This is a genomic window from Streptomyces spinoverrucosus, assembly GCF_015712165.1.
In the GTDB taxonomy this organism is placed as follows: domain Bacteria; phylum Actinomycetota; class Actinomycetes; order Streptomycetales; family Streptomycetaceae; genus Streptomyces; species Streptomyces spinoverrucosus_A.
Genome location: NZ_JADPZX010000001.1, coordinates 1135602 through 1157790, shown reverse-complemented (window position 1 = coordinate 1157790; position 22189 = coordinate 1135602). Strand labels below are relative to the sequence as shown.

21 protein-coding genes are annotated in these 22189 nt (G+C 71.5%); 13 read left to right on the top strand and 8 right to left on the bottom strand.

Going from position 1 to position 22189, the window contains the following annotated elements:
• Positions 1–74 precede the first annotated feature (74 nt).
• The 8 genes from I2W78_RS05300 (at position 75) to I2W78_RS05265 (ending at position 10407) form a co-directional block, all read left to right on the top strand.
• Entirely contained in the window at positions 75–740 is a 666-nt protein-coding gene (locus I2W78_RS05300; RefSeq protein ID WP_196457403.1) for a DUF6230 family protein, read from the top strand.
• Entirely contained in the window at positions 737–1108 is a 372-nt protein-coding gene (locus I2W78_RS05295) for a DUF6114 domain-containing protein (protein ID WP_196457401.1), read from the top strand. The genes I2W78_RS05300 and I2W78_RS05295 overlap by 4 nt, the downstream gene beginning before the upstream one ends.
• Positions 1108–3018, top strand: a complete 1911-nt coding sequence (gene uppS / locus I2W78_RS05290; RefSeq protein ID WP_196457399.1) for a polyprenyl diphosphate synthase — start codon at positions 1108–1110, stop codon at positions 3016–3018. The genes I2W78_RS05295 and uppS overlap by 1 nt, the downstream gene beginning before the upstream one ends.
• Positions 3019–3256: 238 nt before the next feature.
• Positions 3257–7147: a glycoside hydrolase family 2 TIM barrel-domain containing protein gene (locus I2W78_RS05285; protein WP_196457397.1), complete on the top strand. Its 3891-nt coding sequence runs from the start codon at positions 3257–3259 to the stop codon at positions 7145–7147.
• A 110-nt stretch (positions 7148–7257) separates the two neighbouring features.
• Complete coding sequence (locus I2W78_RS05280) at positions 7258–7899, top strand: phosphoribosyltransferase (protein ID WP_196457395.1); 642 nt, start codon at positions 7258–7260, stop codon at positions 7897–7899.
• A gap of 21 nt (positions 7900–7920) precedes the next feature.
• Positions 7921–8346, top strand: a complete 426-nt coding sequence (locus tag I2W78_RS05275; protein ID WP_196457393.1) for a CBS domain-containing protein — start codon at positions 7921–7923, stop codon at positions 8344–8346.
• Between the two features lie 77 nt (positions 8347–8423).
• Positions 8424–9836, top strand: coding sequence for a dihydrolipoyl dehydrogenase (gene lpdA / locus I2W78_RS05270; protein ID WP_196457391.1), 1413 nt, complete (start codon positions 8424–8426; stop codon positions 9834–9836).
• Between the two features lie 136 nt (positions 9837–9972).
• The gene (locus I2W78_RS05265; protein WP_196457389.1) at positions 9973–10407 is read left to right on the top strand and encodes a DUF7144 family membrane protein; all 435 of its coding nucleotides are present in this window, start codon (positions 9973–9975) and stop codon (positions 10405–10407) included.
• A 6-nt stretch (positions 10408–10413) separates the two neighbouring features.
• Here the strand turns inward: I2W78_RS05265 and I2W78_RS05260 are convergent, their stop codons facing one another.
• A complete protein-coding gene (locus I2W78_RS05260; RefSeq protein WP_230885332.1) occupies positions 10414–10770 on the bottom strand; it encodes an ArsR/SmtB family transcription factor in 357 nt (118 codons plus the stop codon).
• 57 nt (positions 10771–10827) lie between these two features.
• Here I2W78_RS05260 and I2W78_RS05255 point away from each other — a divergent pair, with 57 nt between their 5' ends.
• The 3 genes from I2W78_RS05255 to I2W78_RS05245 are packed head-to-tail and all read left to right on the top strand — an operon-like array spanning position 10828 to position 14797.
• Positions 10828–12774 carry a heavy metal translocating P-type ATPase gene (locus tag I2W78_RS05255; RefSeq protein ID WP_196464425.1) on the top strand — a complete coding sequence of 649 codons (1947 nt, stop codon included), beginning with the start codon at positions 10828–10830 and terminating at the stop codon, positions 12772–12774.
• Between the two features lie 49 nt (positions 12775–12823).
• Entirely contained in the window at positions 12824–14305 is a 1482-nt protein-coding gene (locus I2W78_RS05250) for an AlkA N-terminal domain-containing protein (protein ID WP_307783600.1), read from the top strand.
• A 9-nt stretch (positions 14306–14314) separates the two neighbouring features.
• Positions 14315–14797: a methylated-DNA--[protein]-cysteine S-methyltransferase gene (locus I2W78_RS05245; RefSeq protein ID WP_196457387.1), complete on the top strand. Its 483-nt coding sequence runs from the start codon at positions 14315–14317 to the stop codon at positions 14795–14797.
• A gap of 6 nt (positions 14798–14803) precedes the next feature.
• Here the strand turns inward: I2W78_RS05245 and I2W78_RS05240 are convergent, their stop codons facing one another.
• Complete coding sequence (locus I2W78_RS05240) at positions 14804–15529, bottom strand: SIR2 family NAD-dependent protein deacylase (protein WP_196457385.1); 726 nt, start codon at positions 15527–15529, stop codon at positions 14804–14806.
• Between I2W78_RS05240 and I2W78_RS05235 the strand changes: the two genes are divergently transcribed.
• Positions 15528–15665: a hypothetical protein gene (locus tag I2W78_RS05235; RefSeq protein ID WP_196457383.1), complete on the top strand. Its 138-nt coding sequence runs from the start codon at positions 15528–15530 to the stop codon at positions 15663–15665. The two genes, I2W78_RS05240 and I2W78_RS05235, sit on opposite strands and share 2 nt — an antisense overlap.
• 20 nt (positions 15666–15685) lie before the next feature.
• Here I2W78_RS05235 and I2W78_RS05230 read toward each other — a convergent pair whose 3' ends face one another.
• A complete protein-coding gene (locus tag I2W78_RS05230; protein ID WP_196457381.1) occupies positions 15686–16177 on the bottom strand; it encodes an NUDIX domain-containing protein in 492 nt (163 codons plus the stop codon).
• A gap of 118 nt (positions 16178–16295) precedes the next feature.
• The gene (locus tag I2W78_RS05225) at positions 16296–17369 is read right to left on the bottom strand and encodes an ADP-ribosylglycohydrolase family protein (protein ID WP_196457379.1); all 1074 of its coding nucleotides are present in this window, start codon (positions 17367–17369) and stop codon (positions 16296–16298) included.
• A gap of 170 nt (positions 17370–17539) precedes the next feature.
• Here I2W78_RS05225 and I2W78_RS05220 point away from each other — a divergent pair, with 170 nt between their 5' ends.
• Positions 17540–18688 (top strand): glycerate kinase, encoded by a 1149-nt coding sequence (locus I2W78_RS05220; RefSeq protein WP_196457378.1) that lies wholly within the window; start codon positions 17540–17542, stop codon positions 18686–18688.
• Between the two features lie 105 nt (positions 18689–18793).
• Here I2W78_RS05220 and pssA read toward each other — a convergent pair whose 3' ends face one another.
• From pssA to I2W78_RS05200, 4 genes are all read right to left on the bottom strand, one after another.
• Positions 18794–19576: a CDP-diacylglycerol--serine O-phosphatidyltransferase gene (gene pssA, locus I2W78_RS05215; RefSeq protein WP_196464423.1), complete on the bottom strand. Its 783-nt coding sequence runs from the start codon at positions 19574–19576 to the stop codon at positions 18794–18796.
• 58 nt (positions 19577–19634) lie between these two features.
• Positions 19635–20291 carry a phosphatidylserine decarboxylase gene (locus tag I2W78_RS05210; protein ID WP_196457376.1) on the bottom strand — a complete coding sequence of 219 codons (657 nt, stop codon included), beginning with the start codon at positions 20289–20291 and terminating at the stop codon, positions 19635–19637.
• 169 nt (positions 20292–20460) lie between these two features.
• Positions 20461–21666 carry an acyl-CoA dehydrogenase family protein gene (locus I2W78_RS05205; RefSeq protein ID WP_196457375.1) on the bottom strand — a complete coding sequence of 402 codons (1206 nt, stop codon included), beginning with the start codon at positions 21664–21666 and terminating at the stop codon, positions 20461–20463.
• Between the two features lie 2 nt (positions 21667–21668).
• Positions 21669–22181, bottom strand: coding sequence for a MaoC family dehydratase (locus tag I2W78_RS05200; protein WP_196457374.1), 513 nt, complete (start codon positions 22179–22181; stop codon positions 21669–21671).
• Between the last annotated feature and the right edge of the window lie 8 nt (positions 22182–22189).

Below are 22189 nucleotides of genomic sequence, written 5' to 3'. Positions count from 1 at the left end.
GGTGCGAAGAACGTCACGTCAGCTTATGGGGACGGACTGCGACACCTCCTGGAGCAGGGCTCGTTGGGCCCCTCGTGATCGACATTGACGAGCCCGACCCGAGGACATCCCCTGCCCCGACCCGGCCACGGTGGCGCCACCGGCCGGCCGACCGCCCCCGTGCGGGGCGAACGAGCGGACTGCGCTTCGTCGTTGCGCTGACGCCGCTGCTGGTCGGCGCCTCGGTGCTGCTGGCAGGCAGCGCGGCCGGGCTGGTGTCGGTGGCGTTCGCCGGGCAGGTGCCGATCACCGTGCACGCGGCCCACGTCTCCGGCTCGAACGTGACGGCCGCGCCCGGCGCGTCGGGCCGGGGCGGTCTGCTGCCCGCCCTGGTCACCCGGGTCGAGAAGGGCGAGGTCACGGACGCCTGCACCACGTCCACCGCACAGCTGCCCGTCGTCGGCGCGGTCACGGTGACGGTACGCATCGAGCGCGCGTCGGCCGACGGACTGACGGTCGAGTCGGCCATGGCCACCGCCGAGTCCGTCACCCTCTCCGGCGCTCACCTCGACACACCGCAGACGTCGCCGAAGAGCCCGACCGGACTGTTCTCGGTTGGCGCGGAGAAGGTCACCGGGCGCGGGGTGACCACCCGGCCGCACGCCTTCACGGCCGGCACGATCACTGCCAGTGGCGTCGACATCGCCGTGGACCGCGGCTCCGGTGGCTGCCGCGGGCGGCACGCGAAGGAGGCGTCGTGACCGACGTCGGATCGCGCTGGCGTCACTGGCGCGGACACCGCCCCTTCCTCGCCGGGCTGCTGCTCGGACTCGGCGGCCTGGAACTCATCGGCGTCTCCTGGGCCGGCCTGGGCTTCCTCCGGTTCACCGGTACGGCGGGGGCGTACTCGTGGGCGCTCGGCGCCCTGCTCGTCGTAGCGGGCGCCACGACCTGGCTGAACCCGGCGCTGCGGCACTTCGCCGGCGTCCTGGCGGCCGTACTGTCCCTGATCAGCCTGATCGCAGCCAACCTCGGCGGTCTGCTGGTCGGCTTCCTGCTCACGGCCGTCGGCAGCGCCCTGGCCCTGGCCTGGGTCCCGGCCCCCGGCGGCGAAGGAGCGACCAGCTGATGCCGACCACCTCGCCCACGCCCGCCACCCCCACGTCGCCCACCCCCATGTCGTATACGCCGCCCACCCCCCACCCCTTCCTCGGCACCGTCTACCACCGCGGCGGCGCCCACACCCCCTCCCTCCGCCGCGGCTATCAGGCCTGCCGCCGCGCCACCCGCCGTACCGGCGAGATCGAATACCCCCTCTCCCTGCTCCTGCCCCCACCCCTGCGGCTCGCCGCATGGGCCCTGTACGGCGCGGTCCGCACCGTCGACGACCTCGCCGACGCGGACCCCCACGACACCGACGCACCGCACCGCCTCGACGCGTGGATCACGGCCTGCGAGGAGGACCTCCGTCAGGGCCACAGCACCGACCCCGTCCGCCAGGCCCTGATCCACACGCTGCTGACCTGGAACCTCCAGCCCGCCTTCCTGCACACCCTCTTCGAGCAGCTGCGCCAGGACACCGCCGGACGCCGGTTCGCGACCTGGCGGGAGTGGCAGCGCTACAACCGCCTGATCAACACCCCGCTCGTGCTGCGCACCGCGTCCCTGGTGATGAGGGCGACGGGCGTGCCCTTCGAACCCGAGGTGCTCGCCGCGGGCCTGCCCGGCGTCGAGGAGGCCTGGCAGCAGGTCGTCGACGCCCTCTACCTCACCGACGCCCTGGTCGACCTCGCCGACGACCTGACCCGCGGCCACGTCCCGCTTCCCGACGAGGCCCTCGACGAGGCCGAGGTAAGCCGCACCGACCTGCTGGAACGCCGGCACACCCCGGCCTTCGCCCGCATGGTCGACCACCTCACCGACCGGGCCACCGCGGGCTTCCGGCACCTCCCCGCCCTGCCCGCCCTGCACCCCGCCATCAGCACCGCGCTCACCGCCTACGCCGACCTCTACCGGCTGCGCCTGCTCCGCGTGAAGGCCGCCCACACCACCCTCCTGCACACCACCCCGCGCCTGCGCCGCCGCGACGTCCACCGCGTTCTCGCCCCGGCCCGCGCCAAGGCGGCCATCGCCTGGAGCCTGTTCCCCCTGCCCGTGCGGCCCGCCCCGCTCCCCACACCCGCGCGCGTCGAAGGCCTGACCGAGAAGGTCCGCACGTACGCCGCCCGACAGCAGCCGATCACCCGGCCGACCCCGCACCCGTCCGGCGTGCGCCCGCCCCGGTTGCCCGCCGAGGCGATGCCCCGCCATGTCGCGATCATCATGGACGGCAACGGCCGCTGGGCCACCGCCCGTGGCCTGCCCCGCACCGAGGGCCATCGGGCGGGCGCCAACGCCGTCACGGACGTCGTCCACGGTGCCGTCGAGATCGGCCTGGAGAATCTGACGCTGTACATGTTCTCCACCGAGAACTGGAAACGCCCCGCCGACGAGATCCAGGCCCTCATGTACGAGATCCCGGCCTGCGTCCAGCGCCTGCTCGACGACAGCCTTCCCCTGGACATCCGCGTGCGCTGGGCGGGCCTGCCCGGCGGACTGCCCGCCGACGTCCGCGAGACCCTCACCGAGGTCGAGCAGGCCACCCGCCACTGCACCGGCCTCACCCTGACCGCCTGCGTCAACTACGGCGGCCGCGCCGAACTCACCTTCGCCGCCCGGCAACTGACCGAGGATGCTCTCGCCGGGAAGGTCGAGCCCAGCCAGATCTCCGAGCACCTCCTCGCCCAGTACTTGCACGTCCCCGAACTGCCCGACGTCGACCTGCTCCTGCGCACCGGCGGCGACCAGCGCGTCTCCAACTTCCTGCCCTGGCAGGCCGCCTACGCCGAACTGGTCTTCGTCGACACCTGCTGGCCGGACATCGACCGCCGCGACCTGTGGCGCGCCATCGAGCAGTACGCCGGCCGCACCCGGCGCTACGGCTCGGTCCCCCGCCAGCCGCAACCCCCGGCGGACGTCAAGGCACCGGCCCGGTCATGACGCCCGCCCATCAGGAACCCACAAATTCCGGCCATGAGGCCTGCCCATCAGGAACCCACAAATCCCGACGGGGCAATTGCTTGGTTGTGTTCGAAGTCCTAGGGTGATCCGGGCGCAGCAGCCGACACCGTCCTCACGAGTCGCGTTCCCCCACGACGGCAACGGCTGCTCCGTCACCGTGAGGTGACCCGCCCTCAGTTCGTGCAGCGCACTGCTCGTCCCGAGGAAGGACACGGTCATGCCGCACCCGCACCCCTCTCCCGCCGACCGGCCCGTCGTCAGCCGCCGCCGACTCCTGGAGGCAGGCGCCGCCGCCCTCGGCGCGCTCGCCCTGTCCTCGTCGCCCGTCGCCGCGTACGCCGCCCCGCGCGGCGCCACGGCGGACGGACCGCCGGAGTGGAACGGCACCATCGACCTGTTCCGGCTGGGCACCGAGCCCCCGCACACCACGCTCATGCCGTACGCGGACGTACGGCAGGCCCTGGCCGCCGACCGCACCCGCTCGCCGTACCGGCTGAGCCTCGACGGCACCTGGAAGTTCGCCTACGCCGACCGCCCCGCCGACCGGGACACCGACTTCCACCGCACCGACGTCGACGACAGATCCTGGGACACCATCCCCGTCCCCTCCGCCTGGCAACTGCACGGCTACGACTTCCCGATCTACGTCAACATCACCTACCCGTGGTGGGGCCCCAACGGCCTGGGCGAGGAGCCGCAGCCACCGGCCGCGCCGACCCGTTACAACCCCGTCGGCCAGTACCGACGCACCTTCACGGTCCCGCGAACCTGGTCGGGACGGCGGACGTTCCTGCACTTCGAGGGGGTCAAGTCCGCGCACTACGTGTGGATCAACGGGGAGTTGGTCGGCTATCACGAGGACTCGTACACCCCCGCCGAGTACGACATCACCTCGTACCTCAAGCCCGGCACCAATCAGATCGCGGTCGAGGTCTACCGCTACTCCGACGGGGACTGGCTGGAGGACCAGGACATGATCCGGCTGAGCGGCATCTTCCGCTCGGTGTACCTGTACTCCACGCCGGTCGTCCACCTGCGCGACTTCAAGCTGGACACCCCGCTGAGCGACGACTACACGGCGGCCGAGCTGTCGGTGACCGCGAGTGTGCGGGCGTACGGCGACGGTGGCGCCGGACGGTACACGGTGGAGACCCAGCTGTACGACGAGCGCGGTCACCCCGTGTGGTCCCGACCGCTGGAGCAGGCCGTCGACGTCACGGGGATCGGTGAGGACGCCACCGTCCAGTCGGCCAAGGCCGTGCCCGCGCCCCGGCTCTGGTCGGCCGAGCACCCGAACCTCTACACCGCCGTCCTGCGACTGCGCGACCCGGCCGGCAAGGTGATCGAAACGCTCTCGCACCGGGTCGGCTTCCGCGAGTTCGCGCTCAAGGACGGGCTGATGCGCATCAACGGCCGGCCCGTCTCCTTCCGGGGCACCAACCGGCACGAGATGCACCCCGAGCGCGGCACCGCGCTCACCCGCGCCGACATGGTCCAGGACATCGGGATCATCAAGCGGATGAACATCAACTCCGTCCGCACCTCGCACTACCCCAACAACCCGCTGTGGTACGAACTCGCCGACGAGTACGGCCTGTACCTGGTCGACGAGGCCAACGTCGAGACCCACGGCATACGCGGCCAGTACCCGGGCAACCACGCCGACTGGAGCAGAGCGTGCGTGGCCCGCGCGCAGAACATGGTCCACCGGGACAAGAACCACGCCTCGGTGGTCGTCTGGTCGCTGGGCAACGAGGCGGGCGGCGGCAGCACCTTCGTCGCCATGCATGACTGGATACGTTCCTACGACCCGACCCGCGTCATCCAGTACGAGGGCGACGACCGGCCCCAGGTCAGCGACATCCGCTCGGAGATGTACGAGAGTCCCGCACGCGTCGAGGCCCGCGCCAGGGACACCGCGGACACCCGACCGTACGTGATGATCGAGTACTCGCACGCGATGGGGAACTCGAACGGCAACTTCAGGAAGTACTGGGACGTCATCCGCCGTCACGACGTCCTCCAGGGCGGCTGGATCTGGGACTTCGTCGACCAGTCGCTCAACTGGCCCACCCCGACACGGAAGACGCTGACGGAGAGCGGGCCGGGCAAGCTCAAGGGCGAGATCCTCGCGCCCGGCGGCACCTTCGACCGTGCCAAGGGCGTCTTCGGCGGCACCGTCTTCGCCCGCGACCCCTCCCTCGACCTCACCGGCTCCCTGACCCTGGAGGCCTGGGTCACCCCGCACGTCACCGGCTACCACCAGCCCATCCTCGCCAAGGGCGACACCCAGTACGCGCTGAAACAGACCAACCGGAACCTGGAGTTCTTCATCCACGGCGGCGGCCAGTGGATCACCGCGAGTTGGGCGCTGCCGGCGGAGGGCTGGACCGGCACCGAGCACCACATCGCGGGCGTCTTCGACGCCGACACCGGCACCCTGACCCTCTACGTCGACGGCGTCGCCCGCGCCACCCGGACCACCACACGCCGGCCCGGCAGCAACACCGCGCCCCTCGCGCTCGCCACCGACGTCGACAACTGGACCCGCGAGTTCAGCGGCACCATACGCCGGGCGCGCGTGTACGCCCGCGCGCTGAGCGCCGGTGAGCTGGCCTCCGACAGCCGGGGTCCCGGCGACGACGGGGTGCGGTTCTGGTTCGACGCGGCCACGGTCGGGTTCGACGAGAAGAAACCGCGGGAGAAGACGTTCCTCGCCTACGGCGGCGACTGGGGCGACAACCCCAACGACGGCAACTTCGTCGCGGACGGCATCGTGACCGCCGACCGCGGGCTCACCGGCAAGGCGACCGAGGTCAAGCACGTCTACCAGACGATCAACGTCACGCCCGGCACCGGCTGGGGCGCGGTCACCCTCACCAACGAGAACCTGTTCACCAACCTGCGCGCATACGACGCCACTTGGACCCTCGTCGCCGACGGCAAGGCCGTGCAGCGCGGCAGACTCACCCGCGACCAGCTCGACGTACCGCCACTGTCGAGCAAGGACATCACGCTCCCGGTACGACGGCCGGGCAACCCCGCGCCGGGCGCCGAGTACTTCCTCCGGCTGTCCTTCACCACCAAGGAAGCCACGAAGTGGGCGAAGGCAGGCTTCGAGGTCGCAGGGCAGCAGCTGCCCGTCGACGCGGGCAGCCCGGCTGTGACACCGGTACCTCTGGAGCGCGTCCCGGCGCTCACGTACGACGACGCGGAGGCGTCCGTCACCGTCACGGGGAAGGGTTTCTCCGTCACCGTCGACAAGAGCAGCGGAGTCATCACCTCGTACGAGGCGGCAGGCACCCGTCTGATCACCTCCGGGCCCGTGCCGAACTTCTGGCGGGCGCCCACCGACAACGACAAGGGCAACGGCCAGCACACCCGCAACCAGACCTGGCGGGACGCCGGCGCCCTGCGCGAGGTGACCGGTGTCAGTGTGCGCGCCCTGCTCGACCGGGCCGTCGAGATCAAGGTCGGCGGCACCCTGCCCACGACCACCGAGTCGACGTACACCACCACCTACACGGTGTTCGGCAACGGTGAGATCAAGGTCGACCACACCCTGCACCCGGGGGCGGCGAACCTGCCGTACCTACCGGAGGTCGGCACGCTGCTGTTCCTGCCGCGGCGCCTCGACCGGCTGCACTACTACGGCCGCGGTCCCGAGGAGAACTACTGGGACCGCGACAACGGCACCGACGTCGGCGTGTACTCGGCAACCGTCGCCGACCAGTGGACGCCGTACATCCGCCCGCAGGAGAACGGCAACCGGACCGACGTGCGCTGGGCCGCGCTGACCGGGCGCGACGGTGCCGGACTGCTGGTCTGCGGGGAGCCGCTGGTGGAGCTCAACGCCTCGCACTTCACGCCGGAGGACCTGTCGTCCGGCGTGCGCCACGACTACCAGCTCACTCCCCGGGACGCGGTGGTGCTGCGGGTGAACCACCGGCAGATGGGCGTGGGCGGCGACGACAGCTGGGGCGCGCACACCCACGACGAGTACAAGCTGTTCGCCGACCGCGACTACGCCTACACCTACCGGCTGCGCCCGCTGAGCGACGTACGGGACGCGATGGCGGCGGCCCGCCGGCCCACCGCCACCGACTAGACAAGCGGCGCCCGGCACTCCAGGACGATCTCCGCGTGTCGGGCGCCGCACGGTGGAAACCCGTACCACCACAGGGCGAGAAGAAAGGCCCCGTGGCGGAAGGGGAGCACATGCGTTTCCGTGACCGTGCGCACGCCGGCCGGGAACTGGCCGAACACATGCGCATTCTGCAGGAGAAGGGGACACTTCCGGACCCCGTGGTCCTCGCCCTGCCCCGCGGCGGCGTCACGGTGGCCCGGGAGGTCGCGCGGGCTCTCGGCGCGCCGCTGGACGTGCTGGTGGTCCGCAAGATCGGAGCACCGTTCCACGAGGAGTACGGGGTCGGCGCGATCGCGGGCGACGAGCCGCCGTTCTTCGACACCCGGGCCCTGGACCAGCTGGGCCTGAACGAGGCCGAGCTGGCCCCGATCGTGGCCCGGGAGCGGACCGAGCTGCACCGCAGGGAACAGCGGTACCGCCAGGACCGGCCCGCCGCCGAGCTGCGCGGACGGACCGCCATCCTCGTCGACGACGGACTGGCCACCGGATCGACCGCCCGGGCCGCCGTGCGCGCGGTGCGGCACCGGGAGCCCGAGCGGGTGGTCGTCGCCGCGCCGGTCTGCTCGCACGAGGCGGTGGAGCTGCTGCGCCACGAGGCCGACGATGTCGTCTGCCTGCTGCGGCCGAGCCCGTTCCACGCGGTGGGCCTCTGGTACGAGGACTTCGAACAGCTGACGGACGAGGACGTGCTGGAAGCGCTGCACGGCGGCTGACCAGCGGCCCAGGAGGTGTTCATGACCAGGTACATACGGGACGTGATGTCGTCGAGCACGGCGTCGATCGAACCCATGACGACGGTGGCCCGGGCCGCCCAGGTCATGCGGGACCGGGACATCGGCGACGTCCTGGTGACGTACGACCGCGATCTGTTCGGCGTGCTCACCGACCGCGACATCACGGTCCGGGCGGTCGCCGAGGCCCGCGACCCGCTCGTCACACCGGTCGGCTCGCTGTGCACGCGTCCGCCCGTGGTGACCGTGGCGCCGGACGACACGACGGCCCACGCCGTCCAGCTCATGCGGCAGCACGCCGTCCGCAGGCTCCCCGTCGTCGACCGCAGCGGCTGCCCGGTCGGCGTGGTCAGCCTGGGTGACCTCGCCACCACCGAGGACCCGCACTCCGCGCTGGCGGACATCAGCCGGGCGGCACCCAACCACTGACGGTGTGGCGTTGCGCGGAGCGGGGCGAAAGAATCCCTGCTGCATGCGAAAGAACCACACCGAAAGGGACCTGACGCATGGACGAGCAGGACGAGCGCTTCGACGTCGTCGTTCTCGGAGCGGGCCCCGGCGGTTACGTCGCCGCCGTCCGCGCCGCGCAACTGGGCAAACGCGTCGCCGTCGTGGAGGAGAAGTACTGGGGTGGCGTCTGCCTGAACGTCGGCTGCATCCCCACCAAGGCCCTGCTGCGCAACGCCGAGCTCGCGCACATCGTCACCCGCGAGGCCAAGACCTTCGGCATCAGGGTCGACGGCGAGGTCTCCTTCGACTACGGCGAGGCGTTCCGGCGCAGCCGCCGGGTCGCGGACGGCCGCGTCAAGGGCGTCCACTACCTGATGAAGAAGAACAAGATCACGGAGTACGACGGCCGCGGCACGTTTCTCGACCCGCACACCCTCCAGGTCACCGACTACGAGGGCACGACCCGCACCATCGGCTTCGAGCACTGCGTCATCGCCACCGGCGCCACGCCCAAGCTGCTCCCCGGCACCCGCCGCACCTCCCGCGTGGTGACCTACGAGGAGCAGATCCTCGCCGAGGACCTGCCGCGGTCGATCATCATCGCGGGCGCGGGAGCGATCGGCATCGAGTTCGCCTACGTCCTGCACAACTACGGCGTGAAGGTCACCGTCGTCGAGTTCCTGGACCGGGCCGCCCCGCTGGAGGACGCCGACGTCTCCGCCGAACTCGCCCGGCAGTACCGCAAGCTGGGCATCGACGTGATGACCTCGACCCGCGTCGACGCCATCGACGAGTCCGGCCCGCAGGTCCGGGTCACGGTCACCGCCAAGGACGGCTCCCAGCAGATCCTGGAGGCCGACAAGGTGCTCCAGGCGATCGGTTTCGCGCCCAACGTCACCGGCTACGGCCTGGAGAACACCGGCGTCCGTGTCACCGAGCGCGGCGCGATCGACGTCGACGGCCGCTGCCGCACCTCCGTGCCGCACATCTACGCCATCGGCGACGTCACGGCGAAGCTGATGCTCGCGCACGCCGCCGAGGCCATGGGCGTGGTCGCCGCCGAGACGATCGCGGACGCCGAGACGATGGAGCTCGACTACGCGATGATCCCGCGCGCCACCTACTGCCAGCCGCAGATCGCCAGCTTCGGCTACACCGAGGCGCAGGCCCGCGAGCTGGGCCACGACGTCAAGGTGGCGAAGTTCCCGTTCACCGCGAACGGCAAGGCGCACGGCCTGGGCGACACCACCGGCTTCGTGAAGCTGATCAGCGACGCCAGGTACGGCGAGCTGATCGGCGGCCACCTGATCGGCCCGGACGTCACCGAACTGCTGCCCGAGCTGACCCTGGCCCAGCAGTGGGACCTGACCGTCCACGAGGTCGCCCGCAACGTGCACGCCCACCCGACGCTGGGCGAGGCGGTCAAGGAGGCGGTGCACGGGCTGGCCGGCCACATGATCAACATGTGAGTACCCGTCCCGGGTGTCACCCGACCGGCGTAATCGGAGTGGCGGCACCCGGGAGGCGCCCGGACGCTGGAAGTCACCCGCATGAACCCCACGGGCCCCAAGAGGCACTGGTACGGGGACGGAAGGGACGGCCGCCATGGCTCAGCACGCTGCACATCCGACGGGAACCCCGCAGACCGCGCCGACGGGCCGCCGCGAGGGATGGGCGACCGGCGGCGTCATGTTCGCGGGTGTGCTGATGTTGTGCGGCGGTCTGCTGGCGGTGCTCCAGGGCATCGCGGCGATCGCCGAGGACGACGTGTACGCCCGGGTCGGCACCTACGTCTACGAGCTGGACCTCACCGGCTGGGGCTGGATCCACCTGGTCGTCGGCGTCCTGGTGGCCGTCACCGGCTGGGGCCTGCTCATGGGGGCGGCCTGGGCACGGATCGCCGGTATCACCCTCGCCGCGCTGAGCCTGATCCTGCAGTTCCTCTTCCTGCCGTACCAGCCCGTCTGGTCGGTCGTCATGATGGCGATCGACGTGTTCGTGATCTGGGCGCTGGCCTCCTACCGGGAACCCGCCCGCTGAGCCGCACTACTCGGCGGTGTCGCTGATCCCCAGCCGCAGATGCTCCACGTGGTACACCGCCTGGTCGAGTAGTTCGGCGACGTGGTGGTCGTGCAGCGCGTAGACGATCGACCGGCCGCGCCGCTCGCCGACCACCAGCCCCAGGTTGCGCAGCAGCCGCAGCTGGTGCGAGCACGCCGACTGCTCCATGCCCACCTCCGCCGCCAACTCCGTGGCGGGCAGCGGCCCTTCGCGCAGCCGCGCCAGGATCAGCAGACGGGACGGGGTGGACAGGGCCTGGAGGGTGGTGGCCACCTTGGCGACGTTGGCCTCGTCCAGGCGTACGTGCTCGGCGGCTGCGGGGGGGACGGCTCCATGACCCATGACCGGTATCGTACCGGCCGTATATGAACGCATGAATGAGTCTTCATGTGTTCCTGTATGGTGGCCCGCGTGTCAGCGACTCTCGCGCCGCGAACGGCGCCCCCTGCCCCCACCCCGACGGCACCCGGCCGCCGCACCCGCGTCCTCGCCCTGCCCGAGGCCCGCTGGGCGCTGGCCGCGCTGGTGGCCTTCCTGCTCGGCCTCGCCCTGGACCTCGGCGGCGCCCCCGCCTGGGCCTTCGGCCCGCTGTACGCCGTCGCGTACGTCACCGGCGGCTGGGAGCCGGCGCTGGAGGGGCTGCGGGCGCTGCGCGAGAAGACCCTCGACGTCGACCTGCTGATGATCGTCGCGGCGCTGGGGGCGGCGGCGATCGGGCAGGTCCTCGACGGGGCCCTGCTGATCGTCATCTTCGCCACGTCCGGCGCGCTGGAGGCGCTGGCCACCGCCCGCACCGCCGACTCCGTGCGCGGCCTGCTCGACCTCGCCCCGGCCACCGCGACCCGGCTCACGGCCGACGGGCGCGAGGAGACCGTGCCGACGTCCGCGCTCACCGTCGGTGACGTGCTGCTGATCCGGCCGGGGGAGCGGATCGGCGCCGACGGCCAGGTGCTGGACGGCACCAGCGAGGCCGACCAGGCCACCATCACCGGCGAGCCCCTGCCGGTGCTCAAGCGCCCCGGCGACGAGGTCTTCGCGGGCACCCTCAACGGCACCGGCGCGTTGCGTGTCCGCGTGGAACGCGACCCCGCCGACTCGGTCATCGCCCGGATCGTGACGCTGGTCGAGGAGGCGTCCCGGACCAAGGCGCCGACGCAGCTGTTCATCGAGAAGGTCGAACAGCGCTACGCGGTCGGCGTGGTCGCCGCGACCCTCGCCGTCTTCGCCGTCCCGCTCGCTTTCGGGGCCGACCTCACGGACGCGCTGCTGCGGGCGATGACCTTCATGATCGTCGCCTCGCCGTGCGCGGTCGTGCTGGCGACCATGCCGCCGCTGCTGTCGGCGATCGCCAACGCCGGACGGCACGGCGTGCTGGTGAAGTCGGCGGTGGCGATGGAGCGGCTCGGGGAGATCGACACCGCGGCGCTCGACAAGACGGGCACCCTCACCGAGGGCGCGCCCGAGGTGACGGACGTACGACCGCTGCCGGGCTCCGGGCTCGACGAGGACGGGCTGCTCGCGCTCGCCGCGGCCGCCGAGCATCCCAGCGAGCATCCGCTGGCCCGGGCGATCGTGAGCGCGGCCCGGGACAGGGGGCTGCCGATCGCGACCGCGGCGGACTTCACCGCCCTGCCGGGACAGGGAGTCACCGCCGTGGTGGATGGCCACGAGGTGCGGGTCGGCCGCGCGGAGGCAGACGCGGGCCGTGCCGACGGCGCCACCGTCGTGCAGGTGGTTCGCGGCGGTGTCCCGGTGGGCACCCTCGCCCTCACCGACCGGCTCCGCGCCGACGCCCCCGCGACCACCGCCGCCCTCACCGCCCTGACCGGCACCCCGCCCGTCCTGCTCACCGGCGACAACGCGCACACCGCCGCCCGTGTCGCCGACGCCACCGGCCTCGGGGACGTCCGCGCGGACCTGCTGCCCGAGGACAAGGTGAAGGCGGTCCGGGAACTCCAGGACGGCGGCCGCAGGGTGCTCTTCGTCGGTGACGGCGTCAACGACGCGCCCGCCCTGGCCGCCGCGCACTCCGGCGTGGCGATGGGACGCGCGGGTGCCGACCTCGCGCTGGAGACCGCGGACGCCGTCGTCGTACGCGACGAACTCGCCACCGTCCCGGCGGTCGTCCGACTGTCCCGGAGCGCCCGCCGCCTCGTCGTCCAGAACCTGGTCATCGCCGGTACGTTCATCACCGTGCTGGTCGTGTGGGACCTGGCCGGCCATCTGCCGCTGCCGCTCGGTGTCGCCGGACACGAGGGCTCGACCGTGCTGGTCGGGCTCAACGGGCTGCGGCTGCTGCGCGAGTCTGCCTGGCGATCCGGGCCGGTCCAGGACAGCCAAGGTTGATGTCGGATTCTCGCCAGCCCCGGCCCGTCCGGTGGTCGATGCTGGATCTATGCAGAACGGGATGCACACCGACACCGAGCGCTGTCTGCGGGCGGTTCAGTCCAAGGACGCGCGCTTCGACGGCTGGTTCTTCACCGCCGTCCTGACCACCGGGATCTACTGCCGGCCCAGCTGCCCGGTCGTGCCGCCCAAACCGGAGAACATGGTGTTCCACCCGAGCGCGGCGGCCTGCCAGCAGGCCGGTTTCCGGGCGTGCAAGCGCTGCCGCCCGGACACCAGCCCCGGCTCCCCGGAGTGGAACCAGCGCGCCGACCTCGTGGCCCGCGCCATGCGGCTGATCGCCGACGGAGTCGTCGACCGCGAGGGCGTCCCCGGCCTCGCCGCCCGGCTCGCCTACAGCGCCCGGCAGATCGAACGCCTGCTGTTCGCCGAACTCGGCGCGGGCCCGCTCGCCCTGGCCCGCGCCCAGCGCGCCCAGACCGCCCGGCTGCTCATCGAGACCACGGCGCTGCCCATGGCGCAGATCGCCTTCGCCGCCGGCTTCTCCTCCATCCGCACCTTCAACGACACCGTCCGCGAGGTCTACGCCCTCAGCCCCAGCGACCTGCGCGCACGCACGCCGCTGGGCCCGGTCGGCGGCACCCCGGGCGCCTTGTCGCTCCGCCTGCCGTTCCGCGCCCCGCTCAATCCCGACAACCTCTTCGGCCACCTCGCCGCCACCGCCGTACCCGGCGTCGAGGAGTGGCGCGACGGCGCCTACCGCCGCACCCTGCGCCTTCCCTACGGCCACGGCATCGTGGCGCTCACCCCGCAGCCGGACCACATCGCCTGCCGACTCACCCTCAGCGACCTGCGCGATCTGCCCGTCGCCATCAGCCGCTGCCGCCGGATGCTCGACCTGGACGCCGACCCGGTCGCGATCGACGACCAGTTGCGCACGGATCCCCTGCTGGCGCCGCTGGTGGACAAGGCCCCCGGCAGGCGGGTGCCGCGCACCGTGGACGAGGCCGAGTTCGCGGTACGGGCGGTGCTGGGCCAGCAGGTCTCCACGGCCGCCGCCCGCACCCACGCCGCCCGGCTGGTCACCGCGCACGGTGAGCCGGTCGACGACCCCGACGGCGGGCTCACCCACCTGTTCCCGTCGCCCGAGGCGCTGGCCGCCGTCGACCCCGAGTCGCTCGCCATGCCCCGCACCCGCCGCACTACCTTCACCACCCTCGTCGGCCAACTCGCCGACGGCTCACTCCACTTGGGCGTGGAGAGCGACTGGCCGGACACCCGAGCACGGCTGCTGGCCCTCCCCGGCTTCGGCCCCTGGACGGTCGACGTCATCGCGATGCGCGCCCTCGGCGATCCCGACGCCTTCCTCCCCACCGACCTCGGCATCCGCCGCGCGGCGGGGGAGCTGGGCCTGCCGTCCACACCGGCCGCGCTGACCGCACGCGCCGCGGCCTGGCGCCCGTGGCGGGCCTACGCCGTCCAGTACCTGTGGGCGACCGACAGCCACCCGATCAACTTCCTGCCCGTGTGAGGACGACCCATGCGACAGCACACCGTCATCGACAGCCCGTACGACACCCTCACCCTCGTCGCCGAGGACGGCGTCCTGTGCGGCCTCTACATGACCGAGCAGCGCCACCGCCCGCCGGAGGAGACCTTCGGCGTCCGCGACGAGACACCCTTCGGTGAGATCATCGACCAGCTGACGGCCTACTTCGAGGGCCGGCTGAAGGAGTTCACCTTCCCCCTCCACCTCAACGGCACCCCGTTCCAGCGCACCGTCTGGGACCAGCTCCGCCGCATCCCCTACGGCGAGACCCGCTCGTACGGCGAACTGGCCGACGCCCTGGGCAACCCCCACGCCTCCCGCGCGGTCGGCCTCGCCAACGGCAAGAACCCCATCGGGATCATCGTCCCCTGCCACCGCGTGATCGGCGCGAGCGGCAGCCTCACCGGCTACGGCGGCGGCCTGGACCGCAAGCAGCGCCTGCTGGACTTCGAACGCGGCGAGGCCCTCTTTTGATCGGCCCTAGTCGGCGAGGGTCCGCAGCAGCTTCGGCAGCGCGGTGCCGATGGGTTCCCGCACGACCTCGTCGGCCCGTTCGTCGTACGGCGTCGGCTCGGCGTTGACGATGATCAGCCGGGCCCCGTGGTCGGCGGCGACCCCGGCGAGCCCGGCGGCGGGCTGCACCTGGAGGCTGCTGCCCACCGCGATGAACACCTGGCAGGCCTTGGTGATCGCGACGGCCTCGCCGAGGACGACCGGGTCGAGCCGCTCGCCGAACATCACCGTGGCCGACTTCAGGATCCCGCCGCACTCCCGGCACGACGGATCGTCCTCACCGGCCTCGACCCGCGCGATCGCGTCCGCCATGGACCCGCGCGCGTGACACCCAGTGCACACGACACCGCGCGCACTGCCGTGCAGTTCGAGCACCTTGCGGGCGGGCATCCCGGCGAGCTGGTGCAGCCCGTCCACGTTCTGCGTGATCACCCGCACCGGCACCCCGGACCGCTCCAGCTCCGCCACCGCCCGGTGCGCGGCGTTCGGCTGCGCCTGCAACGTCCGGTTCTTCCGCCGCATCTGCCAGGAGCGCCGGCGGATCTCCGGATCGCCCATGTAGTACTCGTACGTCACGAGCTTCTCGGCCTCCGGATCCCGCCGCCACAGCCCGTTCGGACCGCGGTAGTCCGGGATGCCGGAGTCGGTGGAGATCCCGGCGCCGCTGAGGATGGCGACGAGGGGCTTGGTCATGGGACCGAGGGTAGGGCCGGGCGTACGGGACGGCGAACAGATAATCGGGTCGGCGGGGCGTGGCCGCTGCTGGGGCCCGTGCATGGCACAGGTCAACGTCTCGCTCGACGCCAAGCCGCGGGACGTGGAGGGCTGAGCCTGACCCCGTTCACCGGGTCAGCCGACTCGGTGGCCGTTCTCCAGCTCGATCGTCCCCGAGCCGTTCTGCAGGGCGTCGAGGGCGGCCATCACACGGTGGCCCGTGGCGCCGGGCAGGTGGTCGAGGATCTCGGCGGGCTCGACGAACCGCCAGGACAGCAGCTCCTCCTCCTGCAGCCGGATCGCCTTGATGTCCTGCGGGCCGAGCACTCCGCCGTCGTAGACGTACGCCACCAGCGGCGGCCGGGCCGTCCCGTGCACCCAGTCCACGGCGAGCAACCGCCCGAGTTCGCGGTCCAGGCCGATCTCCTCCGCGGTCTCGCGGCGCGCGCCCTGCCGTGGGGTCTCGCCGTCGTCGGACTCGATCGTGCCGCCCGGCAGCGACCAGCCCTCGCGGTAGTTGGGCTCGACGAGCAGCACACGCCCCTCGCCGTCACGGAAGAGAGCGGCGGCACCGGCGAGGACACGGGGCAGGCTCGCGATGTACGTGGCGTAGTCAGGAGTGGTCACCCTGGACAGGGTAACCAGCGCACAGGGCCGCCCTCTCCGGCGCACGACGCCTCGAACGAGCCTTACCGGGCCTCCGCTCGCGCCGCCCTGCGCCTACCGCACCGCCCCGCACCCGGGCCTACGCCTCCGTCTGCATCACCCGCAGGGTCCGTTCCGCCAGTTCGCTGATCCGGACCCCGTCGAAGCCGAACACCGCGCTGCGGACCGTGTCCTCAAGCGGCTCCTTCCACTGGACCGGGATCGCGTCCGCGCCGGTCAGCACGCCGGCCACCGAGCCCGCCGTGGCGCCGTTGGAGTCGGTGTCCAGGCCGCCGCGCACGGTGAGGGTGATGGTGCGGGTGAAGTCGCCGTCGCCGTACAGCAGCCCTGCGGTGAGCACGGCGGCGTTCGGGATCGTGTGGATCCAGCCCAGCCCGGCGGTCTCCTCGGCCACCGTGGTGAGCGTGTCCTCCCAGGTCATCCGGGTCTCGTGGAGCGAGATGACACGGCGGACCGTGCGGGACAGGCGGCTGCTCGCCGGGATGACGGCCAGCGCCTCGTCCAGGGCGTGCCGCACGGTGGGCGCGGTGAACGCGGCCGAGACCAGCGCCGCCGCCCACATCGCGCCGTAGACGCCGTTGCCGGTGTGCGAGAGCACCGCGTCCCGGCGGGCCAGCGCCGCGGCGCGGCGGGGCGCGCCGGGGGAGGTCCAGCCGTAGATGTCGGCGCGGATCAGCGCACCGATCCACTCCTGGTACGGGTTCTCGTACGTCGCCGTCAGCGGCGGCTTCAGCCCGTTGGCGAGGTTCCGGTACGCCGCCCGCTCGGCCGTGAAGGTCTGCAGATACGGCAGCCGCAGCAGCCACAGGTCGCCGACCTGCTCGGTGCTGAAGCCGAAGCCGTGGGTCTCCAGCAGGTCCAGGCCGAGGATCGCGTAGTCGACGTCGTCGTCGCGGCAGCTGCCGTGGATCCGGCCGCGGACGCACTGGCGCCATTCCGGGCGCAGCTCGAGAGCGGCACCGTCGGGAGGCGGCTCGGGGAAGTAGTCGGTGAGGGGCAGGGCGGAGGCCTGCCGCAGGTAGTCGTCGATACGGTCCCGCGTCCACAGGTCGCCCTGCTCGACCGGTTTGCCCAGCATGTTGCCCGCGATCCGGCCCAGCCAGCCCCCCAGGACGCGGTCGGCGAGCTCTGGCTCAGTGCCCACAGGGGTCATGGTTCCGGTTTACCCACTTCCGGCCGTCGCCACAGTCCGTACTCAGCCGGTTGCCAGGAGATTCCGAGGACCGGGCAGGGGCATGACGCCGGGGGTGTCCTGCGGTTAAGGTCGCAGCGGCGCGACTGGCCCTGACGTGCGCGGGGCCCGGAGAGCAAGGGGAAGACAAGGTGGCTGACGCTGTGGACGGCGCCCGCGGGGTGCTCATCGCCGCGGACAAGTTCAAGGGGTCGCTGACGGCCGTGCAGGTCGCCGAGCGGGTGACGGCCGGGCTGCGCCGCGTCGTGCCGGACCTCGCCGTGGAGGCGCTGCCCGTGGCCGACGGCGGCGACGGGACCGTGGACGCGGCGGTCGCGGCCGGGTTCGAGCGGCGTGAGGTGCGGGTCGCGGGGCCCCTTGGGCACGAGGTGACGGCCGCGTTCGCGCTGCGCGGCGACACCGCGGTCGTGGAGATGGCCGAGGCGAGCGGGCTGCAGCGGCTGCCGGCCGGGGTCTTCGCGCCGCTGACGGCGTCCACGTACGGGTCGGGGGAACTGCTGCGGGCCGCCCTCGACGCCGGGGCGCGCACGATCGTCTTCGGGGTCGGGGGCAGTGCGACCACCGACGGCGGCGCCGGAATGCTGTCCGCGCTCGGGGCGCGGTTCCTGACGGCCGACGGCGAGCCGGTGCCGCCGGGTGGCGGGGGGCTGGGTGAGCTGGCCTCCGCGGACCTGTCGGGGCTGGACGCGCGGCTTTCCTCCGTCGAGCTGGTACTGGCCAGCGATGTCGACAATCCGCTGACCGGACCGAAGGGCGCTCCCGCGGTGTACGGGCCGCAGAAGGGGGCCTCGCCGGACGACGTGGCGACACTGGACGCGGCGCTGGGGCACTTCGCGAAGGTGCTGGAGGAGGCCGTGGGGCCCAGGGCGGGGGAGTACGCCGGGGCGCCCGGGGCCGGTGCGGCGGGTGGTATCGGCTACGGCGCCATGCTGCTCGGCGCCCGCTTCCGGCCCGGCATCGAGGTCATGCTCGACGTGCTGGGCTTCGCGCCCGCGCTGGAGCGGGCAGGCCTGGTGATCACCGGTGAGGGCTCGTTGGACGAGCAGACCCTGCACGGCAAGGCTCCGGCGGGTGTCGCCGCGGCGGCGCGGGCGGCGGGCAAGGAGGTCGTCGCGGTGTGCGGGCGGCTCGCGCTGAGGCCCGAGGCGTTGGGACGGGCGGGGATCCGGCGGGCGTACCCCTTGACGGAGGTCGAGCCGGACGTGGCGAAGTGCATCGCGGAGGCGGGTCCGATCCTGGAGCGTGTCGCGGAGCGCATCGCCCGGGACTACCTGGCCTGACGTCAGCGTCATCCAGCCCGTCCGGCGTTGGCCGGGACCAACGCCGTGCACACAAAAGCGAAGGGCCCCGAACCCACCAGGTCCGGGGCCCAAGCCGGCGCAGCGCTACGGCAACTGCGCCGCCCGCGCCTCGCGCCGGTTGTCGCGGAAGTTGTTCACCCGGCGGGCCGTGGCGAACAGCGGGATCACCGCGCCCATGACCAGCTGCAGCGCGCACCCCGTCTGCAGCAGCAGCTGGCCGCTCGGGGCACCGAAGGCCCACGCCACCAGCAGACCCATGCTGAGCACGATCCAGGTGAGCATCGCGCCGGCCAGGCGGCCCCGCGGCTTGGGGTACTCGACGCGGCTCACCATCAGCCACGCGGTGCCCAGGATCGCCAGCAGCGTCGCCGCGAAGGGCAGCTCCAGCAGCACGATCGCGACGACCGTCAGCGCGCCGAAGGGGCTCGGCATGCCCTGGAACATGCCGTTCGTCGGCGTCACGCAGGAGAAGCGGGCGAGTCTCAGCACCACCGCCAGCAGCACGACGATCGCGCCGACCGCCGCCACCCGCTGGTGTGCGTCGTCGGCGACCATGCCGTAGACCAGGACGAAGTACGCGGGGGCCAGGCCGAAACTGATCAGGTCCGAGAGGTTGTCCAGCTCGGCGCCCATGGGGGAGGAGCGCAGCTTGCGCGCGACCAGGCCGTCGAACAGGTCGAAGACGGCGGCGCAGAGCATGAGGATGACCGCCGTGGCCGCGCTGTGGCGGGCCATGCCGGTCTCCTGGCTGCCGGTGAGGTGCGGGATCAGGATGCCGGTGGTGGTGAAGTACACCGCCATGAAGCCGCAGGTGGCGTTGCCCAGAGTGAGGGTGTCCGCTATCGACAGGCGCAGAGAGAGGGGCATCTCCTCCTCTTCGTCCTCCGTCGCCGCCTCCGGGACCCAGCCCGACTGCGTCCCGGGATCAGTCACGGTCAATGCGAGTCACCCCAGCCACGGTCTTCTGGCCGACCTCCACCGCGACCTCGACGCCCTCCGGCAGGTACAGGTCGACACGCGAGCCGAAGCGGATCAGACCGATCCGCTCGCCCTGCTCGACCTTGGTGCCCTGCGGGATGTAGGGGATGATACGGCGGGCCACGGCGCCGGCGATCTGGATCATCTCGATGTCACCGAGCTCGGTGTCGAAGTGCCACACGACCCGCTCGTTGTTCTCGCTCTCCTTGTTGAAAGCGGGAACGAAGCCGCCGGGGACGTGCTCGACCGACGTCACGGTGCCGGCCAGCGGAGCGCGGTTGACGTGGACGTTGAGCGGGCTCATGAAGATCGCGACGCGGGTGCGTCCGTCCTTCCACGGCATGATGCTCTGCACCACACCGTCGGCCGGCGAGATGACCCGGCCCTGGGCGATCTCACGCTCGGGGTCGCGGAAGAACCACAGCATCCCCGCCGCGAGCGCGGTGGCGGGGACGGCGACGGCCTTCGCGGCGCCGGAGCGGCGGGCGCGAGCCAGGCTGAGGGCTGCGGTGGCGACGGTCGGCAGAAGCCACGGCGATGCTCCGCGCGCGAGGCGTACGCCGACCAGGCTGTCGCGAGGTGCAGAGGTTTGGCTGTGGGGCATGGATGACCTTCGTAGCGGATGATGCCGCGCTCTGACGGGGGACGGCGGCTTTCCGCGATCGTAGCGGCTAAGCGCCACAACTGGGTAAGCCAGGAAGCCGAGTCGGCGGCCGGAGAGTGCCTACGGGGTGTGATCTTCTTCTCCAAGAAAACACCCCGTATCCGGACATTTAACCCTGGAATCGATACTCTTCGAGCAACCTGCGCCCGATGATCATTTTCTGGATCTCGGCTGTCCCTTCACCGATCAGCAGCATCGGGGCCTCGCGGTAGAGGCGCTCGATCTCGTACTCCTTGGAGAAGCCGTAGCCGCCGTGGATCCGGAAGGCGTCCTCCACGACCTCCTTGCAGTACTCGGAGGCGAGGTACTTCGCCATGCCGGCTTCCAGGTCGTTTCGCTCCCCGGAGTCCTTTTTGCGTGCAGCGTTGACCATCATGGCATGCGCGGCCTCCACCTTGGTAGCCATCTCGGCGAGCTTGAACTGAATGGCCTGGTGCTGCGCGATCGGCTTGCCGAAAGTGTGACGCTGCTGGGCGTACTGGACACCGAGCTCGAACGCGCGCTGAGCGACGCCGCAGCCACGCGCCGCCACATTGACGCGGCCGACCTCCACGCCGTCCATCATCTGGTAAAAACCGCGTCCGGTGACCCCGCCGAGCACGCGGTCGGCGGGAATCCGCAGACCGTCCATGATCAGCTCGGTGGTGTCGACACCCTTGTAGCCCATCTTGTCGATCTTGCCCGGAATGGTCAGACCGGGACGGACCTCACCGAAGCCGGGCTCCTTCTCGACCAGGAAGGTGGTCATCGACTTGTGAGGCGCGGTGCCCTCGGGGTGACCTTCGTCACTTCGCACCAGAACGGCGACGAGGGACGACGTGCCCCCGTTGGTCAGCCACATCTTCTGACCGTTCAGGATGAATTCATCCCCGTCCCGGACCGCCTTCGACGTGATGGCCGACACATCGGAGCCCAGCCCCGGCTCCGACATCGAGAAGGCACCGCGGATCTCACCGGCCGCCATCTTCGGCAGGAAGTAGTCCTTCTGCTCCTGCGTGCCGTGCTGCTTGAGCATGTACGCCACGATGAAGTGCGTGTTGATGATGCCGGACACCGACATCCAGCCGCGGGCGATCTCCTCGACGCAGAGGGCGTACGTCAGCAGCGACTCGCCCAGACCCCCGTACTCCTCGGGGATCATCAGGCCGAACAGGCCCAACTCCTTGAGGCCGTCGACGATCGCCTGCGGGTACTCGTCGCGGTGCTCCAGCTCGGTGGCGACCGGGATGATCTCCTTGTCCACGAAGTCGCGGACGGTGGACAGGATCTCCTGCTGGATGTCGGTCAGACCGGCGGTCTGGGCGAGTCGCGCCATCGCTACTTCCCCTGTTCCTTCAGCTCGGGGCGGCCCGGCTGCTCGCCGCCGCGCTCCTTGATGTACGTCTCGGTGGGGACCATCACCTTGCGGCGGAACACGCAGACCAGCGTGCCGTCCTGCTTGTAGCCCTTGGTCTCGACGTAGACGATGCCGCGGTCGTTCTTCGACTTCGACGGCCACTTGTCCAGCACGGTCGTCTCGCCGTAGATCGTGTCGCCGTGGAAGGTCGGCGCCACGTGCTTGAGCGACTCGATCTCCAGGTTGGCGATCGCCTTGCCGGAGATGTCCGGGACGGACATGCCGAGCAGCAGGGAGTAGATGTAGTTCCCGACCACCACGTTCTTGCCGAAGTCCGTCGTCTTCTCGGCGTAGTTGGTGTCCATGTGGAGCGGGTGGTGGTTCATGGTGAGGAGACAGAACAGGTGGTCGTCGTACTCCGTGACCGTCTTGCCGGGCCAGTGCTTGTACGTCGCCCCGACCTCGAACTCCTCGTAGGTGCGTCCGAACTGCATCGCGCTCA